Raw genomic sequence first — 16,875 nt, 5'->3', positions numbered from 1 at the left:
TTTATTTATTTTTTATCATAAAGATATATATGATATCACCTTCTTTGATGCTCCAGAAAGGCTCATAACAAACTTACCAGCCGACTTACCAGAGTTCTCTAAGAATTCATCTCCATTTTCAAACTTTGACATGAACTCACAGAAACTGTCATAATCTGTAATCTCGAATCCTCCGTTTGCCTTCATTAGTCCCTGAGCTTCTTGGAAATGCTTATTGTTTGGACCAAAGATAACAGGAATGTCCCATACTGCAGCTTCTAATACGTTATGGATTCCAACGCCGAAACCTCCGCCGACATAAGATACCGTACCATAATTATAAATAGAAGACAATAGACCGAAACAGTCGATAATCAATATCTCAGCATCAGCAACATTGTCTACAGTAGCTTGGGTATAGCGCACCACTTTGCGACCTTCAACATGGTTAAGAATCTGTTTTAAATGATCCTCGCCAATCACATGAGGCGCAATGATAAGTTTCCAATCTTTTTTATCATTGAAATACTTAAGGAATATGTCCTCATCAGGCTGCCATGAAGAACCCGCAACAAAAACCTTTTTAGCATTTTTGGTGAAGCTCTCTACAATTGGCAAATGCTTGCTGGCTTCTTTAATTTGGAGAACACGATCGAAACGTGTGTCACCAACGACATCAACTTCTGTTATACCAAATTTACCAAGCAATTCCTTGCTCTCATTATTTTGCACAAAGAAATGCGTGAAACATTTCAATACAGTGCGATACTGGCGACCATACCATTTAAAGAACACCTGATCCGGACGGAAAATACTGCTTACACTGTATACAGGTATATTTCGATGCTTTAGTATATGCAAGTAATTATACCAGAATTCATACTTTATAAAGAATGCCATCACTGGTCTAACTGCACGAAGGAAACGGCGCGCATTGCGTATTGTATCCAAAGGCAGGTAACAAATGATATCTGCACCCTCATAGTTTTTTCTCACCTCATAACCAGAAGGAGAAAAGAAAGTAAGAAGTATCTTGTATTCAGGATAATCTTTACGTATACTTTCTATCAACGGTCGCCCCTGTTCAAACTCTCCAAGTGAAGCTGCATGAAACCAGATGTATTTAGCATCTGGATCAACTTCCTCTTTCAAGATATCTATGGCCTTGCGTTCGCCAGCCCACATTTTCTTAACTTTCTTACTAAAGAGGCTTGCGATTGCCACCCCTAAAAGATAAAGGTATATTATTATATTATACACTATCTCTGATGGTTATTTCTTCTTGTTGTTAGTTACTTCAATACTTCGATTGCCTTACGCAAACGCATTAGAGTCTCTTCCTTTCCAAGGAAGGCGGAAATATCAAACATCCCCGGTCCCTTTCCTATGCCAACAAGAGTTAGTCGGAACGCATTCATAACGTCACCCAACTTATATTCTTTTTCTTCTACCCACTTCATAACAACAGACTCCTGACATTCTACAGAGAAATCCTCGATACCCTCAAGAACTTCTGCCAATTCTGTCATCTGCTGAGCTGAATATTCTTTCCAACGCTTCTTCACCGTCTTTTCATCATACTCAGACGGTTGAACAAAGAAGAAAGAACATAATGGCCACAATTCATTTACGAAATTCACACGGTCCTTCATCATATGAACAACCTCTGTGATTCTTTCTATAGTTTCATTAACTCCATTATCGGCAACAATAGGCGCAAATAATGCAGCTATCTCATCATCGCTTTTGCGAAGAATATACTCATGATTAAACCAAATGCCTTTCTGAAAATCAAACTTAGCACCTGCTTTTGAACATCTACTGATATCAAACACTTTAACCAGTTCATCAAGTGAGAATAGTTCCTGTTCTGTACCAGGATTCCAACCAAGAAGAGCTAAGAAGTTAACAACAGCCTCTGGGAAGTAACCATTTTCACGATAACCTGATGAAATCTCACCAGTCTTAGGGTCATGCCATTCCAATGGGAATACAGGGAAACCAAGACGGTCACCATCACGCTTACTTAGTTTGCCTTTACCTTCTGGCTTCAATAGCAATGGAAGATGCGCAAAGCGTGGCATTGTTTCTTCCCAACCGAAAGCTCTATAGAGCAATACGTGCAATGGCGCACTAGGCAACCATTCCTCACCACGGATAACATGAGTGATTTCCATCAAGTGGTCATCAACGATATTAGCCAAGTGATAAGTAGGAAGTTCATCAGCACTCTTATAAAGCACTTTGTCATCAAGGATATCACTTTTAATAACGACATCACCACGAATCATATCATTGACGTGAACATCAACTCCTGGTTCAATTTTAAAACGAACTGTATATTGAACACCATCTTCAATCAACTTATCAACTTCCTCTTTTGAAAGAGTAAGCGAATTACGCATCAAAAGACGAGTATGAGCATCATATTGAAAGTTATGTATTTCAGTGTGTTTTGCCTCCAATTCCTCTGGAGTATCAAAAGCGACATAAGCATTGCCGTTGTCAAGTAACTGCTTAACATACTGCTTATAAATATCACGGCGTTCACTCTGACGATACGGTCCATGTTTACCACCGAAACTAACACCTTCATCAAACTTTATACCAAGCCAACGGAATGACTCAAGAATATATTCCTCGGCACCTTCAACAAAACGATGAGAGTCTGTATCTTCTATTCTGAATACAAGTTCACCTCCATGCTGACGTGCAAAGAGGTAATTATAAAGGGCTGTGCGCACACCGCCGATATGCAAAGCACCAGTCGGACTAGGTGCAAAACGCACCCTCACTTTTCTTTCTGACATATCTAAAGATAATAATTTTGTGCAAAATTAATATATTTTTTTCAGTATTGCGTATTTTTTTAGTATTTTCGCATTGTAAAACAGATAATACAAGTAATAATGAATATAATAATGAAATACGAGAGTAAATATTGGCGCAATATTTTTACGCGAATTGCTCTGATCGCCATTTCGGTTTTGGTAATTGTTTGGTTTATGCCACGCAATGAAGCACAAAGAATGAAATATGACATTGGTAAACCATGGATGTATGGTTCATTCATTGCTAAATTTGATTTTCCAATCTACAAAACTGACGAAAATATAAAGTCTGAGCAAGACTCTATGCTGAAACATTTCGAGCCATACTACAACTTCAATATGAATATTGCGCGAAACGAAATCGCTAAATTCAAAAACGATTTTAAGTCGGGAGTAGAAGGAATGCCAGTTGAATACATAAATATTATCGCTAATAAACTACTAAAAATATATCAAACAGGAATTATAAACACGCCAGAATACAGTAGTATGGCAAGAGATACTACAAACTTGGTTAGAGTTGTGATGGGAAAACAAGCAAGAAGTGTTCAGATAAACAAGGTATACTCTACCATGACTGCATACGAAGAACTGCTTAAAGATAAAGAACTTGCTAAATACAGACTGGAATTACAAAAGTGCAACCTTACTGATTATATTGCAGCAAACCTAACTTACGACAAAAGTAGATGTAATGCCGAAAGGAACGATCTGTTAGGGAGTATTCCCCTTGCAAGCGGAATGGTTATGAGCGGACAGAAAATCATTGATAGAGGTGAAATTATTGATGAATATACATACAGGGTTTTGAGTTCGTTTGAACGTGAAATGCAGCGACGCAATGCCACTGTAACCGAGATTACAAGCACCCTTATAGGACAGATAATGTATGTAACCATATTGATTACGCTACTAACAATATATCTCGGACTATTCCGGCAAGATTATTTTTCTAAGCCTCGAAGCATTATGATGCTCTATTCCATCATAACTATATTTCCGGTTTTAGTATCAATAATGATGGTGCATAACATATTTAGTGTGTATATTATACCGTTTGCCATGGTTCCTATTTTTGTACGTGTATTCATGGATTCGCGAACGGCGTTCATTGCCCATGCCACAATGGTTCTGATATGTGCAGCAGCCGTGAAATATCAATATGAATTTATCATTATCCAACTAGTTGCAGGACTAATTGCGATATACTCACTTAGAGAAATGTCAAAGAGGGCACAGGTTTTCAAAACGGCGTTATTAGTGAATATAGGAAGTATCGTTGTGTATTTTGCTTTGCAGATGATACAGAACAACGATGTATTGAAAATGGACCATGACATGTATTTGCACTTTGTATTCAACGGAATATTCCTTTTGCTTGCATATCCATTGATGTACTTGATAGAAAGGACGTTCGGATTTGTATCAGACGTTTCACTATTCGAACTTTCAAACACTAACAGAGGTATACTTAGAGATCTAAGCGAAATAGCTCCGGGTACATTCCAACACTCTATAACAGTGGGAAATCTGGCTGCGGAAATAGCAAACAAAATTGGTGCTGAAAGTCTACTCGTGCGTACGGGTGCATTATATCATGACATAGGAAAGATTTTAAATCCTGTATTCTTTACAGAGAACCAAGCTGGTGTGAATCCTCACAACAACATGCGCTGTGAAGAAAGTGCAAGAATTATTATTAGCCACGTTAACGACGGAGTAAAACTTGCCGAAAAATATGGCTTACCAAACATAATAAAAGATTTCATACTAACGCATCATGGCAAGAGTATGGCAAAATATTTCTATATTAAATACAAGAACGAACACCCTGACGAAGAAGTTGACGAAAAGATATTTGAATATCCTGGGCCAAATCCATTCACTCGTGAACAGGCTATACTTATGATGGCTGATACCACAGAAGCAGCTTCGAGATCTTTGGAAGAATATACCGAAGAAAGCATAAGCAATCTGGTAAACAAACTAATTGACGAAAAAGTGTCAGCTGGATATTTCACAGAATGTCCTATCACATTCCGTGATATAAGTGTTGCAAAACACATTCTAATAGAACGTCTGAAAGCAATTTACCATACTAGAATACAATATCCTGAACTTAAGAAAAATACCATACCTGATACTTTCTCTGTATAGTTGTTGCACATTATTTTTTAATGCGTGCAACATTCCTGCACAAAATCGCCTATATGAGCATAAATTTCGTTCGCATTTGTTAACTGGTTTTAAATAAACAGCATATTTTGTTGCATTTAGAACAATTCAGGTAACTTTGCGACGAATTTTTTTATAGGTTTTTAAAATGAATAAATTAAAATTTGCTTTTATAGCACTTGCAGTTTCTGCTTCACAATCAATTTGGGCTGGCGGACTGCTCACAAACACAAACAACAACATTGCATTCAATCGCAACTTCGCACGTGATGGTGCAATTGGCATTGACGGTGTTTATTCGAACCCTGCTGGTGTAGCTTTTCTAAGCAAAGGATTACACCTATCTTTCAACGTTCAGAATGCATATCAAACACGTACTATAGTAAGTGGAATGACAATACCTGGATTACAAGGAACACCATATTACCAGCCATTAAAAATGAACGGCGGTGATGAGAATGGCAACAAAAAGTTCAAAGGAGAGGCTTCTGTGCCTTTTATTCCTTCATTCCAGGTAGCAAAGAACTACGATAAATGGGGATTTCAAATGGGATTCTCACTAATTGGTGGCGGTGGTAAATGTACGTTTAATGACGGCTTAGGTTCTTTTGAACGTCAGGTTGCTCTTATTCCTGCAATGCTTCAGAAGATGGGAATCACAACAACGAGTCCTGGATATAGCGTAGACAGCTATATAAAAGGTCAGCAATATGTTTTCGGTCTTCAGTTGGGAACTACTTATAAGTTTAATGAACATATAGCAGCCTATGGTGGTTTCAGATTCAACTACATATATAATAAATATTTTGGTAGTATCACAAATATACATGCAAATATTGCAGGTCAGGATCAGAATCTGTATGATTACTTTGGAGCAGCAGCAAAAGACTACAGCACAAAATCTGCAGCATATTCAGCACAAGCAGCAGCAACTACTGACCCAACAGTAAAGGCTCAGTTGGCAGCTGCAGCTGCAGCATATCAAACAGGAGCAAATAAAATGGCTGAAGCACAACCAAATTTCGCAGATCATCATCTTGACTGTACACAGACAGGATGGGGTATAACTCCTATCATCGGTCTTGATGTTAAATACGGAAAGTTGAATATTGGTACACGTTTGGAGTTCACTAATCACCTGAACATCGAAAACGATACTAAGGTTGATGATACAGGTTTGTTTAAAGACGGAGTCAACACTCCAAACGACCTTCCTGGATTATTTACTCTTGGAGCACAATACGAGGTGTTACCTTCTGTTCGTGTAATGGCTTCATATCATTTCTTCTTCGACAAGGACGCAAAGATGGCTAATGACAAACAGAAATATCTTTCTGGAAATACACAGGAGTATCTTGCTGGTGCTGAATGGGATATCACAAAGGGTATTACAATCAGTGGTGGTATGCAGCGCACTAAATACGGACTTGGTGACGGAACTTATCTTAACGATATAAGTTTCGTAACAAGCAGCTATTCTTACGGTTTTGGAGCAAAGATAAAAGTTACAAAGAATGCAAGTCTTAATATCGCTTATTTCTGGACTAACTACAGCCACTTTAAGAAGGAATACACACAGACAATCGCTGCTGGAGGAAGTTCTATCAGCGCACAATGCAGTGATGATTTCACTCGTACAAATAAAGTACTTGGAGTAGGTCTTGACATCGACTTGTAAACCTACAACGGGTCTACATCATAATATATATGCAGGGCAGCGTAACGTTTGTCCTGCATTATTTGTTTTTGAACATAACGCAGCACCTCCCTTACTTGCTTTTGATTGATACCATTCTCTAGTTTGATTACTATCTTACGTATATTCATAGCCTTTACACGAGCAACAGCAGGCTTATCAGGGCCAAGTATTCTATCACCTAAATACTGTCTCAATCTACCCCCCATTTCCAAGCTAGCCGATTCAACGACTTCATTCTTTGAATGTTTTAGGAATACATATACAAGATGATAAAATGGAGGATAATGAAATACAGCACGTTCATCAAGTAAATCTTTCTGGAAGTTCTTGAAATCATGGTTAACCACCTGATCAATTACGGGCAGGTCTACACTCTTTGTCTGTAACATCACAAGTCCACGTTCCCCTTTACGTCCAGCTCGCCCACTTACCTGGCTCATCATCATGAAAGCATGTTCATAAGCCCTGAAATCAGGATAGTTCAACATTGAGTCCGCATTAAGTATTCCTACCACACTAACATTATCAAAGTCTAGTCCTTTACTAATCATCTGTGTTCCGATAAGAATATTCGTCTTACCAGTAGAGAAATCAGTAATTATTCTCTCATAAGCATTACGCGTACGAGTAGTGTCAAGATCCATTCTGGCGACTCGCGCATCAGGGAAAATATCACAAATACGTTCTTCTATCTTTTCGGTACCATAACCTCGACCATTGATTTTTTCACTGCCGCAGTTAGGACACACCTTTGGTACGGTATATGTAAAACCACAATAATGGCAAGTAAGCTGATTTAGATTTTTATGGTAAGTAAGTGACACATCGCAATTTGAGCATTTCGGAACCCAACCACATTCGCGGCACTCAATCATAGGCGCAAATCCGCGTCTATTTTGAAACAGTATTACTTGCTTGCCACTCTGTAAAGCATCATTAATTGCAGCCAACATCTGCGGCGAGAAAGGTCCTTGCATCATCTTTCTATGCTGCAAATCCTTCATATCGATAACTCTTATTTCAGGAAGTTCTATTCCTGCAAAACGTTTCTTCAGCTCAACCAATCCATACTTTCCCTGTTGAGCATTGTAATAGCTTTCCATAGATGGTGTAGCCGTTCCTAGTAACGTTTTTGCACCATACATTCCTGCCAACACTATAGCTGCACTCCGGGCATGATAACGTGGTGCAGGATCTTGCTGTTTAAAACTAGTTTCATGTTCTTCATCAATAATAACCAATCCTAAGTTAGTAAACGGCAAAAAGACAGCACTCCTGGCACCAAGGATAACATCATAGTGAGACTCAGAAAGTTGTTTATTCCATATTTCTACCCTTTCGGCATCACTATATTTGGAATGATAAATGCCTAAACGATCTCCGAAGACTCTTTTAAGTCGTTCCATGATCTGCACTGTTAACGCTATTTCAGGTAATAGATATAACACTTGCTTATGCTCTTCTAAAGCTTTTTTAATAAGATGTATGTATATCTCTGTTTTACCGCTTGAAGTAACACCATGCAAAAGAACTACTTTTTTTTCTTCAAACTGAGAATTTATTTCATCAAACGCTTTCGCCTGAAACTTATTAAGTTGCTTTATATTCTCAAAGTGAGGTTCTCCCCCATTGTTAAGTCTTCCAACTTCTTTCTCGTATGTATATAAAATTTTTCTTTCTATAAGATTCTTTATTGATGGAGCATTACAATGACTGAAGTTCATAAGTTCTTCTTTTGTTATCTCTACAATATCTTCAGTATTAGTTGTACCGTTCAAACTATCCCAATGCGACATCGCCAGAAAATCCATAAAAGCCTTTTGCTGTTTAGTTGCACGAGAAAGAGTATTTATAGCTATATGTAAAGCTTGCTCATTACGATATGGCTCAGTTAGCCCAACGTATTGTTCTGTTTTAGGTTTATAACTATCTTGTGTCTTTAGTCCTGAAGGCAATGCTGCTTTTAAAATATCACCAAGTGGAGACAGATAATAATTAGAAATCCATTGCCACAATTTAAGTTGATTTGGAAATACTACTGGTTTATCATCCAAAACATCAACAACCTCTTTTACATCAAAATCAGGCTTTACGTCAATCATACTTACAGCTACGCCAATATAACGTTTACTCTTTCCCAATGGAACTAGTAAGCGAACACCAGGTTTTACCTTTGACGATAATGCATCGCCAACGGCATATGTAAACGTCCCGTCAAGTGGCAGCGGTAAAATGACTTCAACATACATCATAGGCACACAAAGATAAACAAAAAAAAGCAGATATTCGTATCAGAATATCTGCTTTTTTACATTTATATGAAAATATATCTTTTCGTTGACTGGGTTTAGAAATAATAAGCAGCACTTATCTGCCATGAATTATAACGACTACGAGTAGTACTTGTTATGGCACTTTTTGATGCATCCCATACGTTTATTTCACCTGTTTTTCCACATACAATATTGTATGCTGCACCAATTTCAAGATGCTTCAGCAAAGTAACTCCTGCACCAAGATTAACACTGAAGTTGGACTTCTTCATCTGAAATGTATTCTTATATGAATTAGCGTCTGTCCAATCATAACTATCGTCACCAACATTAAAGCCAAACTGAGGACCTGCTGCAAAATAAATTCCAGCCAAGCTACCAAGTCCAATATTATAACGAAGATTTACAGGAATGTTGATTGACTTTTGTTTCACTGTTGTTTCGTCAACTTTACCATCACGTTGGTCGAAAAGTGCGGCAGCATCTACACCAAGTCCAATAACAGGAAGCGTAAACTTAACAGTTGGACCTACAAAGAAACCAGTACGATTTGATGTATTGAACGCATCTTGGCTAAACGACATATTTGTCAAATTAAGTCCGCCTTTAACACCGAACTTGATCTGTGCATTGGCAGTTGAAACAAACATAATTGCCATAGCCAACACTAGTAAATTAATAGTCTTTTTCATTGTTCAAAAAATTTATTATTATTATAAGTTGAATCTCTTTTAATGTCTCTGTCTTCTCACAGTAACACGAGCGTTACCACTTGAAGAAGATGATTGTTTCTGTCTGCGTATCTTGACGGCAGTATTGCTACCAGAAGATCTTCGGTTCATGGAACGTGATGCTTTTAATGCTTTTTTGTCTCCACTATTTTCCTTATCTAGAGAATCCTTTTTAGCCTGGTCGCCCCAGATGTTCTTTTCGAACGAAACAATTTCATTCTCTATTCTTAACTGTTCTTTATTCAATGCAGTGTCATTCTTGCAATATTGCGCAAGGTTTCGTCCCTGCATATTTGCCGTCTTATATATTTTGCCCTTGTATCTGTTCATCGTAAAATAATCATCCAGCGACATCACTGCTGCATTATTAATATTGCTGACCATTATTGTACGCTTTGCAAGCAATGGCGCCAAATCATCATATTTAACCCAGAACAATGGATACTTTGTTGTTCCATCACCAAAATCATCGGCTCTCTCCATTATTGGACATAAAGCTATAATTTTAGTATGGAATGTTGCTGATATCTGGTCATAGTAAGAACATTCCTTTATATAATATCCCTTTACTTCTGATGAAGGAATATCACTGTCATCAATATGAACACCACGATCAGTTCGCTCATAAAAAATATGATGATCATCCAAAAACGTCAATGGCTTTACAAGTGCATCATCCGTGAAGCGCTCATTACCGTCAAGACGATACTGATATACATTTATTCCACCATGTGATGGTCCCACCATCATAAGTTTAAAGATATACGTAAAAAGATTCATCTGACTTCCAGATGATTCTGCGGGATAGTAAAGCCCTGCATTAGCATCATCATTGAGATTTAGCTCACGATAAACATCTCTGCGCCACACCACATCCTCATTCATTCCTGCTGATGTCGGGAATGAAATCTGTGAGCGCAATGTGACATTATCAGCATTCGTCTTCTGTGCTTTTTCAGCCTGCTCGGCACGACGCAAAGCCGATTGTGCCGAAACATTCATTGCAAGAACTGCCATAAATAGCATAAAATATAACTTTCTCATCTTATCTTACTATTATTTCTAATGCGCCGTTAAGGGTTCGTGTTATTCCATCTGGACCAACAGCCTTAACATGAGTTATATAAAATCTTCGATTACGAGACAAGCTACGGAACGTATCACGCTGCCTGTCAGAGAAATTTGAACCCAACGAAGCTATTGGAAGAGCATTTCCCATATTATCAAAGAATACCGTCTCAAAGCTTACTACTTTGAACTGTATATCAAGCAGTCCGTCATCAATTGCAGCATTAATACCATGTGCTCCCATAAGTGAAGCCTTTGACATCGCCCCTCCTTTAAATCTTGTCGTTCCTAAAGCTACATAAGCTGTTGGATCAGGAAGCTTTCTCACATGGAAGATAAACGGAGGCAAAGAACGTACCTGTCCTTTATCACGTGCTGTTACATGTATTGTTACATCTTTGCCAACAGCCGAAGGAACAGCAATAAAATGTCCGTTACCTTTTGAAATCATACTTCCACCAGTCATTGATATCGACACTGCATTTGCAGGAACACCAGGAACACTTACACTCATAGGATTATGATATCCAGCATAAAGGACATTCATCATATCAGCAGCAACAGTTGCACTATTTGGTGCAGGGATAACGCTATATTTCTGCAAGAAGTTTCTCTTTAACACGTCTCCGTTGCGATTTTGCATCAATATATATCCACCAAAAGAATGTTCTCCCACTCCGTTGGCAGTAAATGAATACTGCCCATTTCGTGTAGCAATTCGCTGTCCATTTACGTATATCTGAGGTTGCTGAGTAGTATCAACTGCTGCCATTACGATATTTGCACTGAAACGTTCTCCTGGGTAAAGAGTTGTCTTATCAGGTATTACGAAAGCAGAGAGTTTATTTACCCTAATATCTTTCATATCTATATTAGAGACTAAAGTATGCAGCACTTCACCTTCAGCATAACGCACATCACTCTGCAATTTAGATAACAGTGTTATGGATGCAGCCACCGGCATATTCTCAAACATATATTCCTGCCAATTCTTCCCTAATAATCTAGACTGTCTTGGGACCTTCGTTGAAAGGTTGCTATTAATAATCTTTTTTTGTATCGGATCGGCTACCATACCAACAATGCGATTTCGGTATGAATTGATTGCATTAAACAATTTTCCACCCTTACCTCCTATAGGTGAAAGCATTACTTCTCCAGCAGCTTCAAGATTATCCTTGTTTTCTATATTATAGACGTTTCCGTTCTTACCATCAGCCTTCCTTACAATAGCGACTTTCAGTTCCTGCGCAAAATTATATAGCGAGTCACTCATCTGTTTCACAGCTGTTGCCTTAGCAAACCACGCCTCCACCTTCGCTGGGTTCTTTCTCATAAGACTTGCGAAGTCGGTATACATAGACTCATTCTCTTTTGATGAATTATCAGTAGTACGATTAAGGCTTTCTTCCACAATAGAGAAGCCATTAAGTACCTCGGTTGATATATTCAGCGCAAGCATTGCCATCAAGACGATATACATGAGGTTTATCATCTTCTGACGTGGAGATACAAGTCTTTTCTTTATTGCCATTACAACTGTGTATTTTGAGTAGGAGCTGCGGCACGCATATTTATGGTCATTGCCTCTATCATACGTGTATAAATTCCGTTAAGCTGCTCAATATGTTTTGCAAGCAACTTGCTCTGTTCATTTATCTGATCTATTGTACCAATCTGTTGACTGGCACTCTTCAACTGCATTTCGTAAACCTTACTTATACCAGTAAGAGTTCTGTTAAGGTTTTCCATTTCCTCACTATCACGGGCAAGGCGTGAACTTTGATCACCAACCTTTCCTAAAACTTCTGTAAGTTTTTTAAGTTCGGTAACATAGTTATTCTGAGCTTCCTCCATTTCTGGATTGGCAGAAGGCATCACTATTGTCGATTTCGCCGGCATCACAGGAACATTGTCTGCAAACGAAACTTGTGATTGCACCATTTGTGGTTTTATCGGCTGAGGATTTACAGGTTGTGTCTGTTTAGATTGTTCTGTCTGACCCTCCAGATACTCTTCAGTTACATGTGTTGGGAGATCCATTCCATCTGTTGTTTTATCAAAAGGTCTATCAAAAGCTGAAATAAAGAACACCAAAACTTCAGTACCCATACCCAAGAACAACATAATATTGGCACCTGGTAGATGGGTCAACTTAAACAATGCACCAAGCACAACGATTGATGCACCCCAGCTATACGCATAGTTTAGGAAAGTTTGTCCAGGGACACTATCCATCCACTTTTGCAGACGATAGACTATATTGTATTTACTATATTCTGTCATTATCTGTTATTTCTTTTTAGTACTAGTTGTATTTGCAAGACTTCTTACACATCTGAATCCGATAAATGATCGTGGCTGGTTTTGATATTCCCAAGAACGCCACGCTGAGCGTATAAAGCTCTCAGGATCTTTCCAAGAACCACCTCGCACACTTTTTTTCTTTAATCTATATGGATCTTCTTTTGCTGCATTATATTTCAATTCAGGATTTAGGTCATTCATTGCAGCTACACCAGATGCGGTATATACCGTACTAGTCCATTCTGCTACATTCCCCGCCATGTCATACAGTCCGTTTGAATTAGAACCGTATATCCCAACCTTACTTGTAATAAGGTTACCGTCTTTGGTATAATTTCCTCTATCCGGTTTAAAATTAGCGTAATAACAACCGTTACCATTCTTCATGTCAGCATTATCCCAAGGAAACTCATTGCCATTTTTACCACGTGCAGCATATTCCCATTCAGCTTCTGTAGGCAAGCGATAACGCTGCACATACTTAGCCTCTGTCCCAAGTCCCTTTAACAAATAATCCGTACGCCACGCACAATAGGCATTTGCCTGTTCCCACGTCACACCGACAACAGGATAGTCGTTATAAGCAGGATTACTATAATAGTTGCGCAAATACATTTCATTATCTGAATTCGTAAAATCATTTACCCAACATGTTGTATCAGGATAGATATTAACAATGTATGTATTAAGGAAATCCCAAGGACCACTACGCTGGCGATCAATAGTCTTAGTAACAATATTTCCACCGTCGTCAACATAAGCAGTATCTTTTGATATCATCACAATATCATTAGAAACAGCACGGTCGGTATTGAAAGAACGTTCAGCAGGATTTAATCGATTACGTCGAAGTGCTGCCGTAGTATAATCGTATATTTCATAACGATAGTTCATCTGTCTCCAGTCTAGTAGTTTGTCTCCAGTTACAGGGTTTGTAACATACAAACTTTCTATGGCACGTTGTTCGTCTTCATTAGGCTTACGTGGTAAAGGCTTATTCCAATTTAAGTGTGGAGTAATAGCATTACCATTCTTGTCTTCAGAAATCATATAACTTTCGTCTCCGGCATATGCAGGGTCAGCAAGTCGTGTACGTAAGATACTGTCACGCACCCACATCACAAATTGTTTATATTTAGAATTAGTAACTTCAGTTTCATCCATCCAGAAACCATCAACAGAAATATCCTTTGTTGGGATCTGGGCTCCAAAGAGAGAATCCTGCTTGTCTAATCCCATATGCAAAAATCCCCTATCAATTTTTACCATGCCGAAAGGTGTTGGCTCAATGAAACTTTTGCCTCCTACACCAACGACTTCGCCGCCACGACCAGCCATAGACATTGCTTTACTTCCAAAGCAACTTGTTAAGGCAAATGTCACCATGACGACACTTATGAATATCAATGTTTTATTCTTCATATATTTATAATATACGCACATTCTTATGTTTATTTTTCCCCTTCTTCACCATATTAATATCCATCTGATAACCGACAAATAGTTCATGGCTTCCGTTTCCAGGATTAATTGCAGATGTATAAACTTCATAACTATATCCCAGTACCAATCCATGAAAAGTTCCTCCTATCAAAAATGTCACAGAATTAGTTGGACTATATGAAAGTCCGGCATACAACATTTTATCCTCATAACTATAGACCAACCTACTGGTAATGTCTGCTCTATAAGCTGTTCCGTCAGTTCGAACAATACAAGATGGCTTTATTGTTACAAACGGATTATTAAGTTTTATATTGTATCCCCCTGTCAAATAATAGGTTGGATCAATTTGGAGTTGATTACTACCACCTAACTTTATCAAAGGCGAATTAATATGCTGTGCAGAAACACCAGCATACCATTGTCCTCTAACGTAATACATGCCAAGAGCCAAGTCTATACCATTACCATTTAGTTGAGTTGTTGAGAATGCAGGATCTGAACTTTCATCTAAATCTACTTTGGATCCATCAAAGTCCTCACTAATAACTCCAACCTGAGCACCAACACTTATTACACCCTTAAAAAGTTTATGTTTGTAAGCATATTGTACTGCCAATTTTTTATGAGTAAACAGTCCGATTTTATCATTCATAAATTGCACTCCGGCTCCATTATCAGACCTCATAAAATTAAATGGAATATCGGCTGCTGCATACATCGTTTGGGGATTATGCTCAAATCCAGCCATGTCCATTGCGTAAGCAGCATTAATATTCAATTTGTTATATTTGCCAACAGATGCTGGATTGAAAGATGGCTCCATATCAAAATAATGACTGAAAGACACATCATATTGCGCTTTCATCCCAAGGAAGACGAAAGTAAAAAAAATAGTAAATATAAATCTTGTAAAACTGCGCACGATAATATAACGTAGTAACAAGGAAATTATTGTAAATATAATAAGACACAAAAAGGTCACTCATTGTAGAGTGACCTTTCTGTTTTATCAGAGTTTATTTAATACTCATCATCATTCCATAAGAAATCATCCTTTGAAGGATAATCTGGCCAGATGTCCTCTATACTTTCGTAGACATCACCCTCGTCTTCTATTTCCTGCAAATTCTCTAACACTTCAAGTGGCGCACCCGAACGGACAGCATAATCTATCAGTTCATCTTTTGTTGCAGGCCATGGTGCATCTTCCAACTTTGAAGCTAATTCCAGTGTCCAATACATAGTGTTCAATTATATTTGTCTTTAATTTTGCGTGCAAAAATAACAAAATATATTTTATTCACAAGAAAATATACAAATATTTTTATAAATAGCTATTATTATTATGAATTTTATAGCTTTAAAGGCATATATTGTCAGAAATTCACTTTATAATTGCATTTACACTTATTTGAATCAAAGAAAACTACACCGCAATAATATAAATCATACGTTACGAAAGTGCGATTATCTTCTACTACTTGTTTCCAAAATTTACGTGTTATTTTATCTCTCTTAATATTTTCTATGATAAGTAATGAATCATTATTAGCAATTGAAGCTAAATGATTATACACTTTTTGATAATCACCAGAAAGCGACATTCTTGCTATCTTAAAAGTATCAATTTCACCAACTTCATCAAAAGGCACAAATGATGTTGATTTACTTCCAGCAACAACATACCTCTGATAGATATCATTGGATGCTTTGTAATCATACCAAAATTCAGACTGGCTAAAATTTGCCATTCTAAAATAAAAACGAGACAGTTTTGTTACAAGCGGATTAACATCTCCCGACTCATCTTTCAAATTTTGATAGGCATAATATGGATAATGCTCATTCACCACATAGCGAAGAAAGCTATATGCTGAAGGTGATTGCACACCAAAGCCACGTGAGTAGCCTATGCGAAACACCCATAAGATGATTCTTTTCAGATAATATCCTAACATTGTTATAAGATTTATCAGATTACCCAGAGTTTTATAATTATCGAATCGCTTCAATAAAGCCAAAAAAGCCTCGAAGAATATTGCTATCCTCGAGGCTTATGTTTAAAAGAAGGCGGCTACCTACTCTCCCGCATTGNATTGCAGTACCATCGGCGCAAGTGGGCTTAACTTCTCTGTTCGGAATGGGAAGAGGTGGGACACCACCGCAATAACCACCTGATATGGGTTATGACGTATTTTTCACAAGCAAACTGTAAGAAACCTTAGTTCTTACCACTATCTTAAACAACTCAAAGTATGACCTCCCGAAAGAAAGTTTCGGGCAATTAGTAGTGCTCGGCTTTGACGTCACCGTCTTTACACCTGCACCCTATCAACGTTGTCGTCTTCAACGACCCTCTATGGAGT

General features: G+C 38.0%; 13 protein-coding genes and 2 rRNA genes. 2 read left to right on the top strand and 13 right to left on the bottom strand.

Translation table 11 applies throughout. The annotated features are described in order from the left end of the window. Positions 1-15: 15 nt before the first annotated feature. Complete coding sequence (locus B045_RS0103495; protein WP_025883819.1) at positions 16-1,239, bottom strand: 3-deoxy-D-manno-octulosonic acid transferase; 1,224 nt, start codon at positions 1,237-1,239, stop codon at positions 16-18. A 32-nt stretch (positions 1,240-1,271) separates the two neighbouring features. Then, on the bottom strand, positions 1,272-2,789 hold the full coding sequence (gene gltX / locus B045_RS0103490; protein ID WP_018462886.1) for a glutamate--tRNA ligase: 1,518 nt from the start codon (positions 2,787-2,789) through the stop codon (positions 1,272-1,274). A gap of 99 nt (positions 2,790-2,888) precedes the next feature. Here gltX and B045_RS0103485 point away from each other — a divergent pair, with 99 nt between their 5' ends. Together B045_RS0103485 and B045_RS0103480 are read left to right on the top strand one after the other, a co-directional pair. Beyond that, positions 2,889-4,967 (top strand): HD family phosphohydrolase, encoded by a 2,079-nt coding sequence (locus B045_RS0103485; protein ID WP_018462885.1) that lies wholly within the window; start codon positions 2,889-2,891, stop codon positions 4,965-4,967. Between the two features lie 166 nt (positions 4,968-5,133). Then, positions 5,134-6,663 (top strand): hypothetical protein, encoded by a 1,530-nt coding sequence (locus B045_RS0103480; protein WP_018462884.1) that lies wholly within the window; start codon positions 5,134-5,136, stop codon positions 6,661-6,663. 2 nt (positions 6,664-6,665) lie between these two features. On the opposite strand, the gene priA is transcribed toward B045_RS0103480, so the two are convergent. The 11 genes from priA to B045_RS0103425 all read right to left on the bottom strand — a co-directional run. Next, the gene (priA, locus tag B045_RS0103475) at positions 6,666-8,936 is read right to left on the bottom strand and encodes a replication restart helicase PriA (RefSeq protein WP_026234322.1); all 2,271 of its coding nucleotides are present in this window, start codon (positions 8,934-8,936) and stop codon (positions 6,666-6,668) included. Between the two features lie 95 nt (positions 8,937-9,031). Then, complete coding sequence (locus B045_RS0103470; RefSeq protein WP_018462882.1) at positions 9,032-9,649, bottom strand: porin family protein; 618 nt, start codon at positions 9,647-9,649, stop codon at positions 9,032-9,034. Positions 9,650-9,688: 39 nt separating this feature from the next. Next, positions 9,689-10,732 (bottom strand): type IX secretion system ring subunit PorN/GldN, encoded by a 1,044-nt coding sequence (porN, locus tag B045_RS0103465; protein WP_018462881.1) that lies wholly within the window; start codon positions 10,730-10,732, stop codon positions 9,689-9,691. A 1-nt stretch (position 10,733) separates the two neighbouring features. Further along, complete coding sequence (gene porM, locus B045_RS0103460; RefSeq protein ID WP_018462880.1) at positions 10,734-12,290, bottom strand: type IX secretion system motor protein PorM/GldM; 1,557 nt, start codon at positions 12,288-12,290, stop codon at positions 10,734-10,736. Further along, positions 12,290-13,042 carry a type IX secretion system motor protein PorL/GldL gene (porL, locus tag B045_RS0103455; RefSeq protein WP_018462879.1) on the bottom strand — a complete coding sequence of 251 codons (753 nt, stop codon included), beginning with the start codon at positions 13,040-13,042 and terminating at the stop codon, positions 12,290-12,292. Before porL ends, porM begins: the two co-directional genes overlap by 1 nt. Before the next feature lie 6 nt (positions 13,043-13,048). Beyond that, complete coding sequence (porK, locus tag B045_RS0103450; protein ID WP_025883811.1) at positions 13,049-14,485, bottom strand: T9SS ring complex lipoprotein PorK/GldK; 1,437 nt, start codon at positions 14,483-14,485, stop codon at positions 13,049-13,051. Positions 14,486-14,489: 4 nt separating this feature from the next. After that, positions 14,490-15,431, bottom strand: coding sequence for a PorP/SprF family type IX secretion system membrane protein (locus tag B045_RS0103445; protein ID WP_373277751.1), 942 nt, complete (start codon positions 15,429-15,431; stop codon positions 14,490-14,492). Between the two features lie 98 nt (positions 15,432-15,529). Then, positions 15,530-15,751: a DUF2795 domain-containing protein gene (locus B045_RS0103440; RefSeq protein WP_004373526.1), complete on the bottom strand. Its 222-nt coding sequence runs from the start codon at positions 15,749-15,751 to the stop codon at positions 15,530-15,532. A 134-nt stretch (positions 15,752-15,885) separates the two neighbouring features. Continuing rightward, complete coding sequence (locus tag B045_RS0103435; protein ID WP_025883810.1) at positions 15,886-16,467, bottom strand: hypothetical protein; 582 nt, start codon at positions 16,465-16,467, stop codon at positions 15,886-15,888. A gap of 107 nt (positions 16,468-16,574) precedes the next feature. Beyond that, a 5S ribosomal RNA gene (rrf, locus tag B045_RS0103430) occupies positions 16,575-16,687 on the bottom strand. An 85-nt stretch (positions 16,688-16,772) separates the two neighbouring features. Continuing rightward, positions 16,773-16,875: ribosomal RNA gene (locus B045_RS0103425) — 23S ribosomal RNA — on the bottom strand; the annotation flags it as partial.

This window comes from Segatella paludivivens DSM 17968 = JCM 13650, assembly GCF_000373185.1.
Classification (GTDB): domain Bacteria; phylum Bacteroidota; class Bacteroidia; order Bacteroidales; family Bacteroidaceae; genus Prevotella; species Prevotella paludivivens.
The sequence above is the reverse complement of the archived record's forward strand: the minus strand, read 5'-3'. Positions and strand labels throughout refer to the sequence as shown.

What these genes read in the sequence shown, in the direction of transcription:
- B045_RS0103485 (WP_018462885.1), top strand. Translation starts at nt 2,889, where the DNA reads ATGAATATAATAATGAAATACGAGAGTAAATATTGGCGCAATATTTTT.
- B045_RS0103480 (WP_018462884.1), top strand. Translation starts at nt 5,134, where the DNA reads ATGAATAAATTAAAATTTGCTTTTATAGCACTTGCAGTTTCTGCTTCA.
- gltX (WP_018462886.1), bottom strand. Translation starts at nt 2,789, where the DNA reads ATGTCAGAAAGAAAAGTGAGGGTGCGTTTTGCACCTAGTCCGACTGGT.
- B045_RS0103440 (WP_004373526.1), bottom strand. Translation starts at nt 15,751, where the DNA reads ATGTATTGGACACTGGAATTAGCTTCAAAGTTGGAAGATGCACCATGG.
- porK (WP_025883811.1), bottom strand. Translation starts at nt 14,485, where the DNA reads ATGAAGAATAAAACATTGATATTCATAAGTGTCGTCATGGTGACATTT.
- porM (WP_018462880.1), bottom strand. Translation starts at nt 12,290, where the DNA reads ATGGCAATAAAGAAAAGACTTGTATCTCCACGTCAGAAGATGATAAAC.
- porN (WP_018462881.1), bottom strand. Translation starts at nt 10,732, where the DNA reads ATGAGAAAGTTATATTTTATGCTATTTATGGCAGTTCTTGCAATGAAT.
- priA (WP_026234322.1), bottom strand. Translation starts at nt 8,936, where the DNA reads ATGATGTATGTTGAAGTCATTTTACCGCTGCCACTTGACGGGACGTTT.
- B045_RS0103470 (WP_018462882.1), bottom strand. Translation starts at nt 9,649, where the DNA reads ATGAAAAAGACTATTAATTTACTAGTGTTGGCTATGGCAATTATGTTT.
- B045_RS0103435 (WP_025883810.1), bottom strand. Translation starts at nt 16,467, where the DNA reads ATGTTAGGATATTATCTGAAAAGAATCATCTTATGGGTGTTTCGCATA.
- porL (WP_018462879.1), bottom strand. Translation starts at nt 13,042, where the DNA reads ATGACAGAATATAGTAAATACAATATAGTCTATCGTCTGCAAAAGTGG.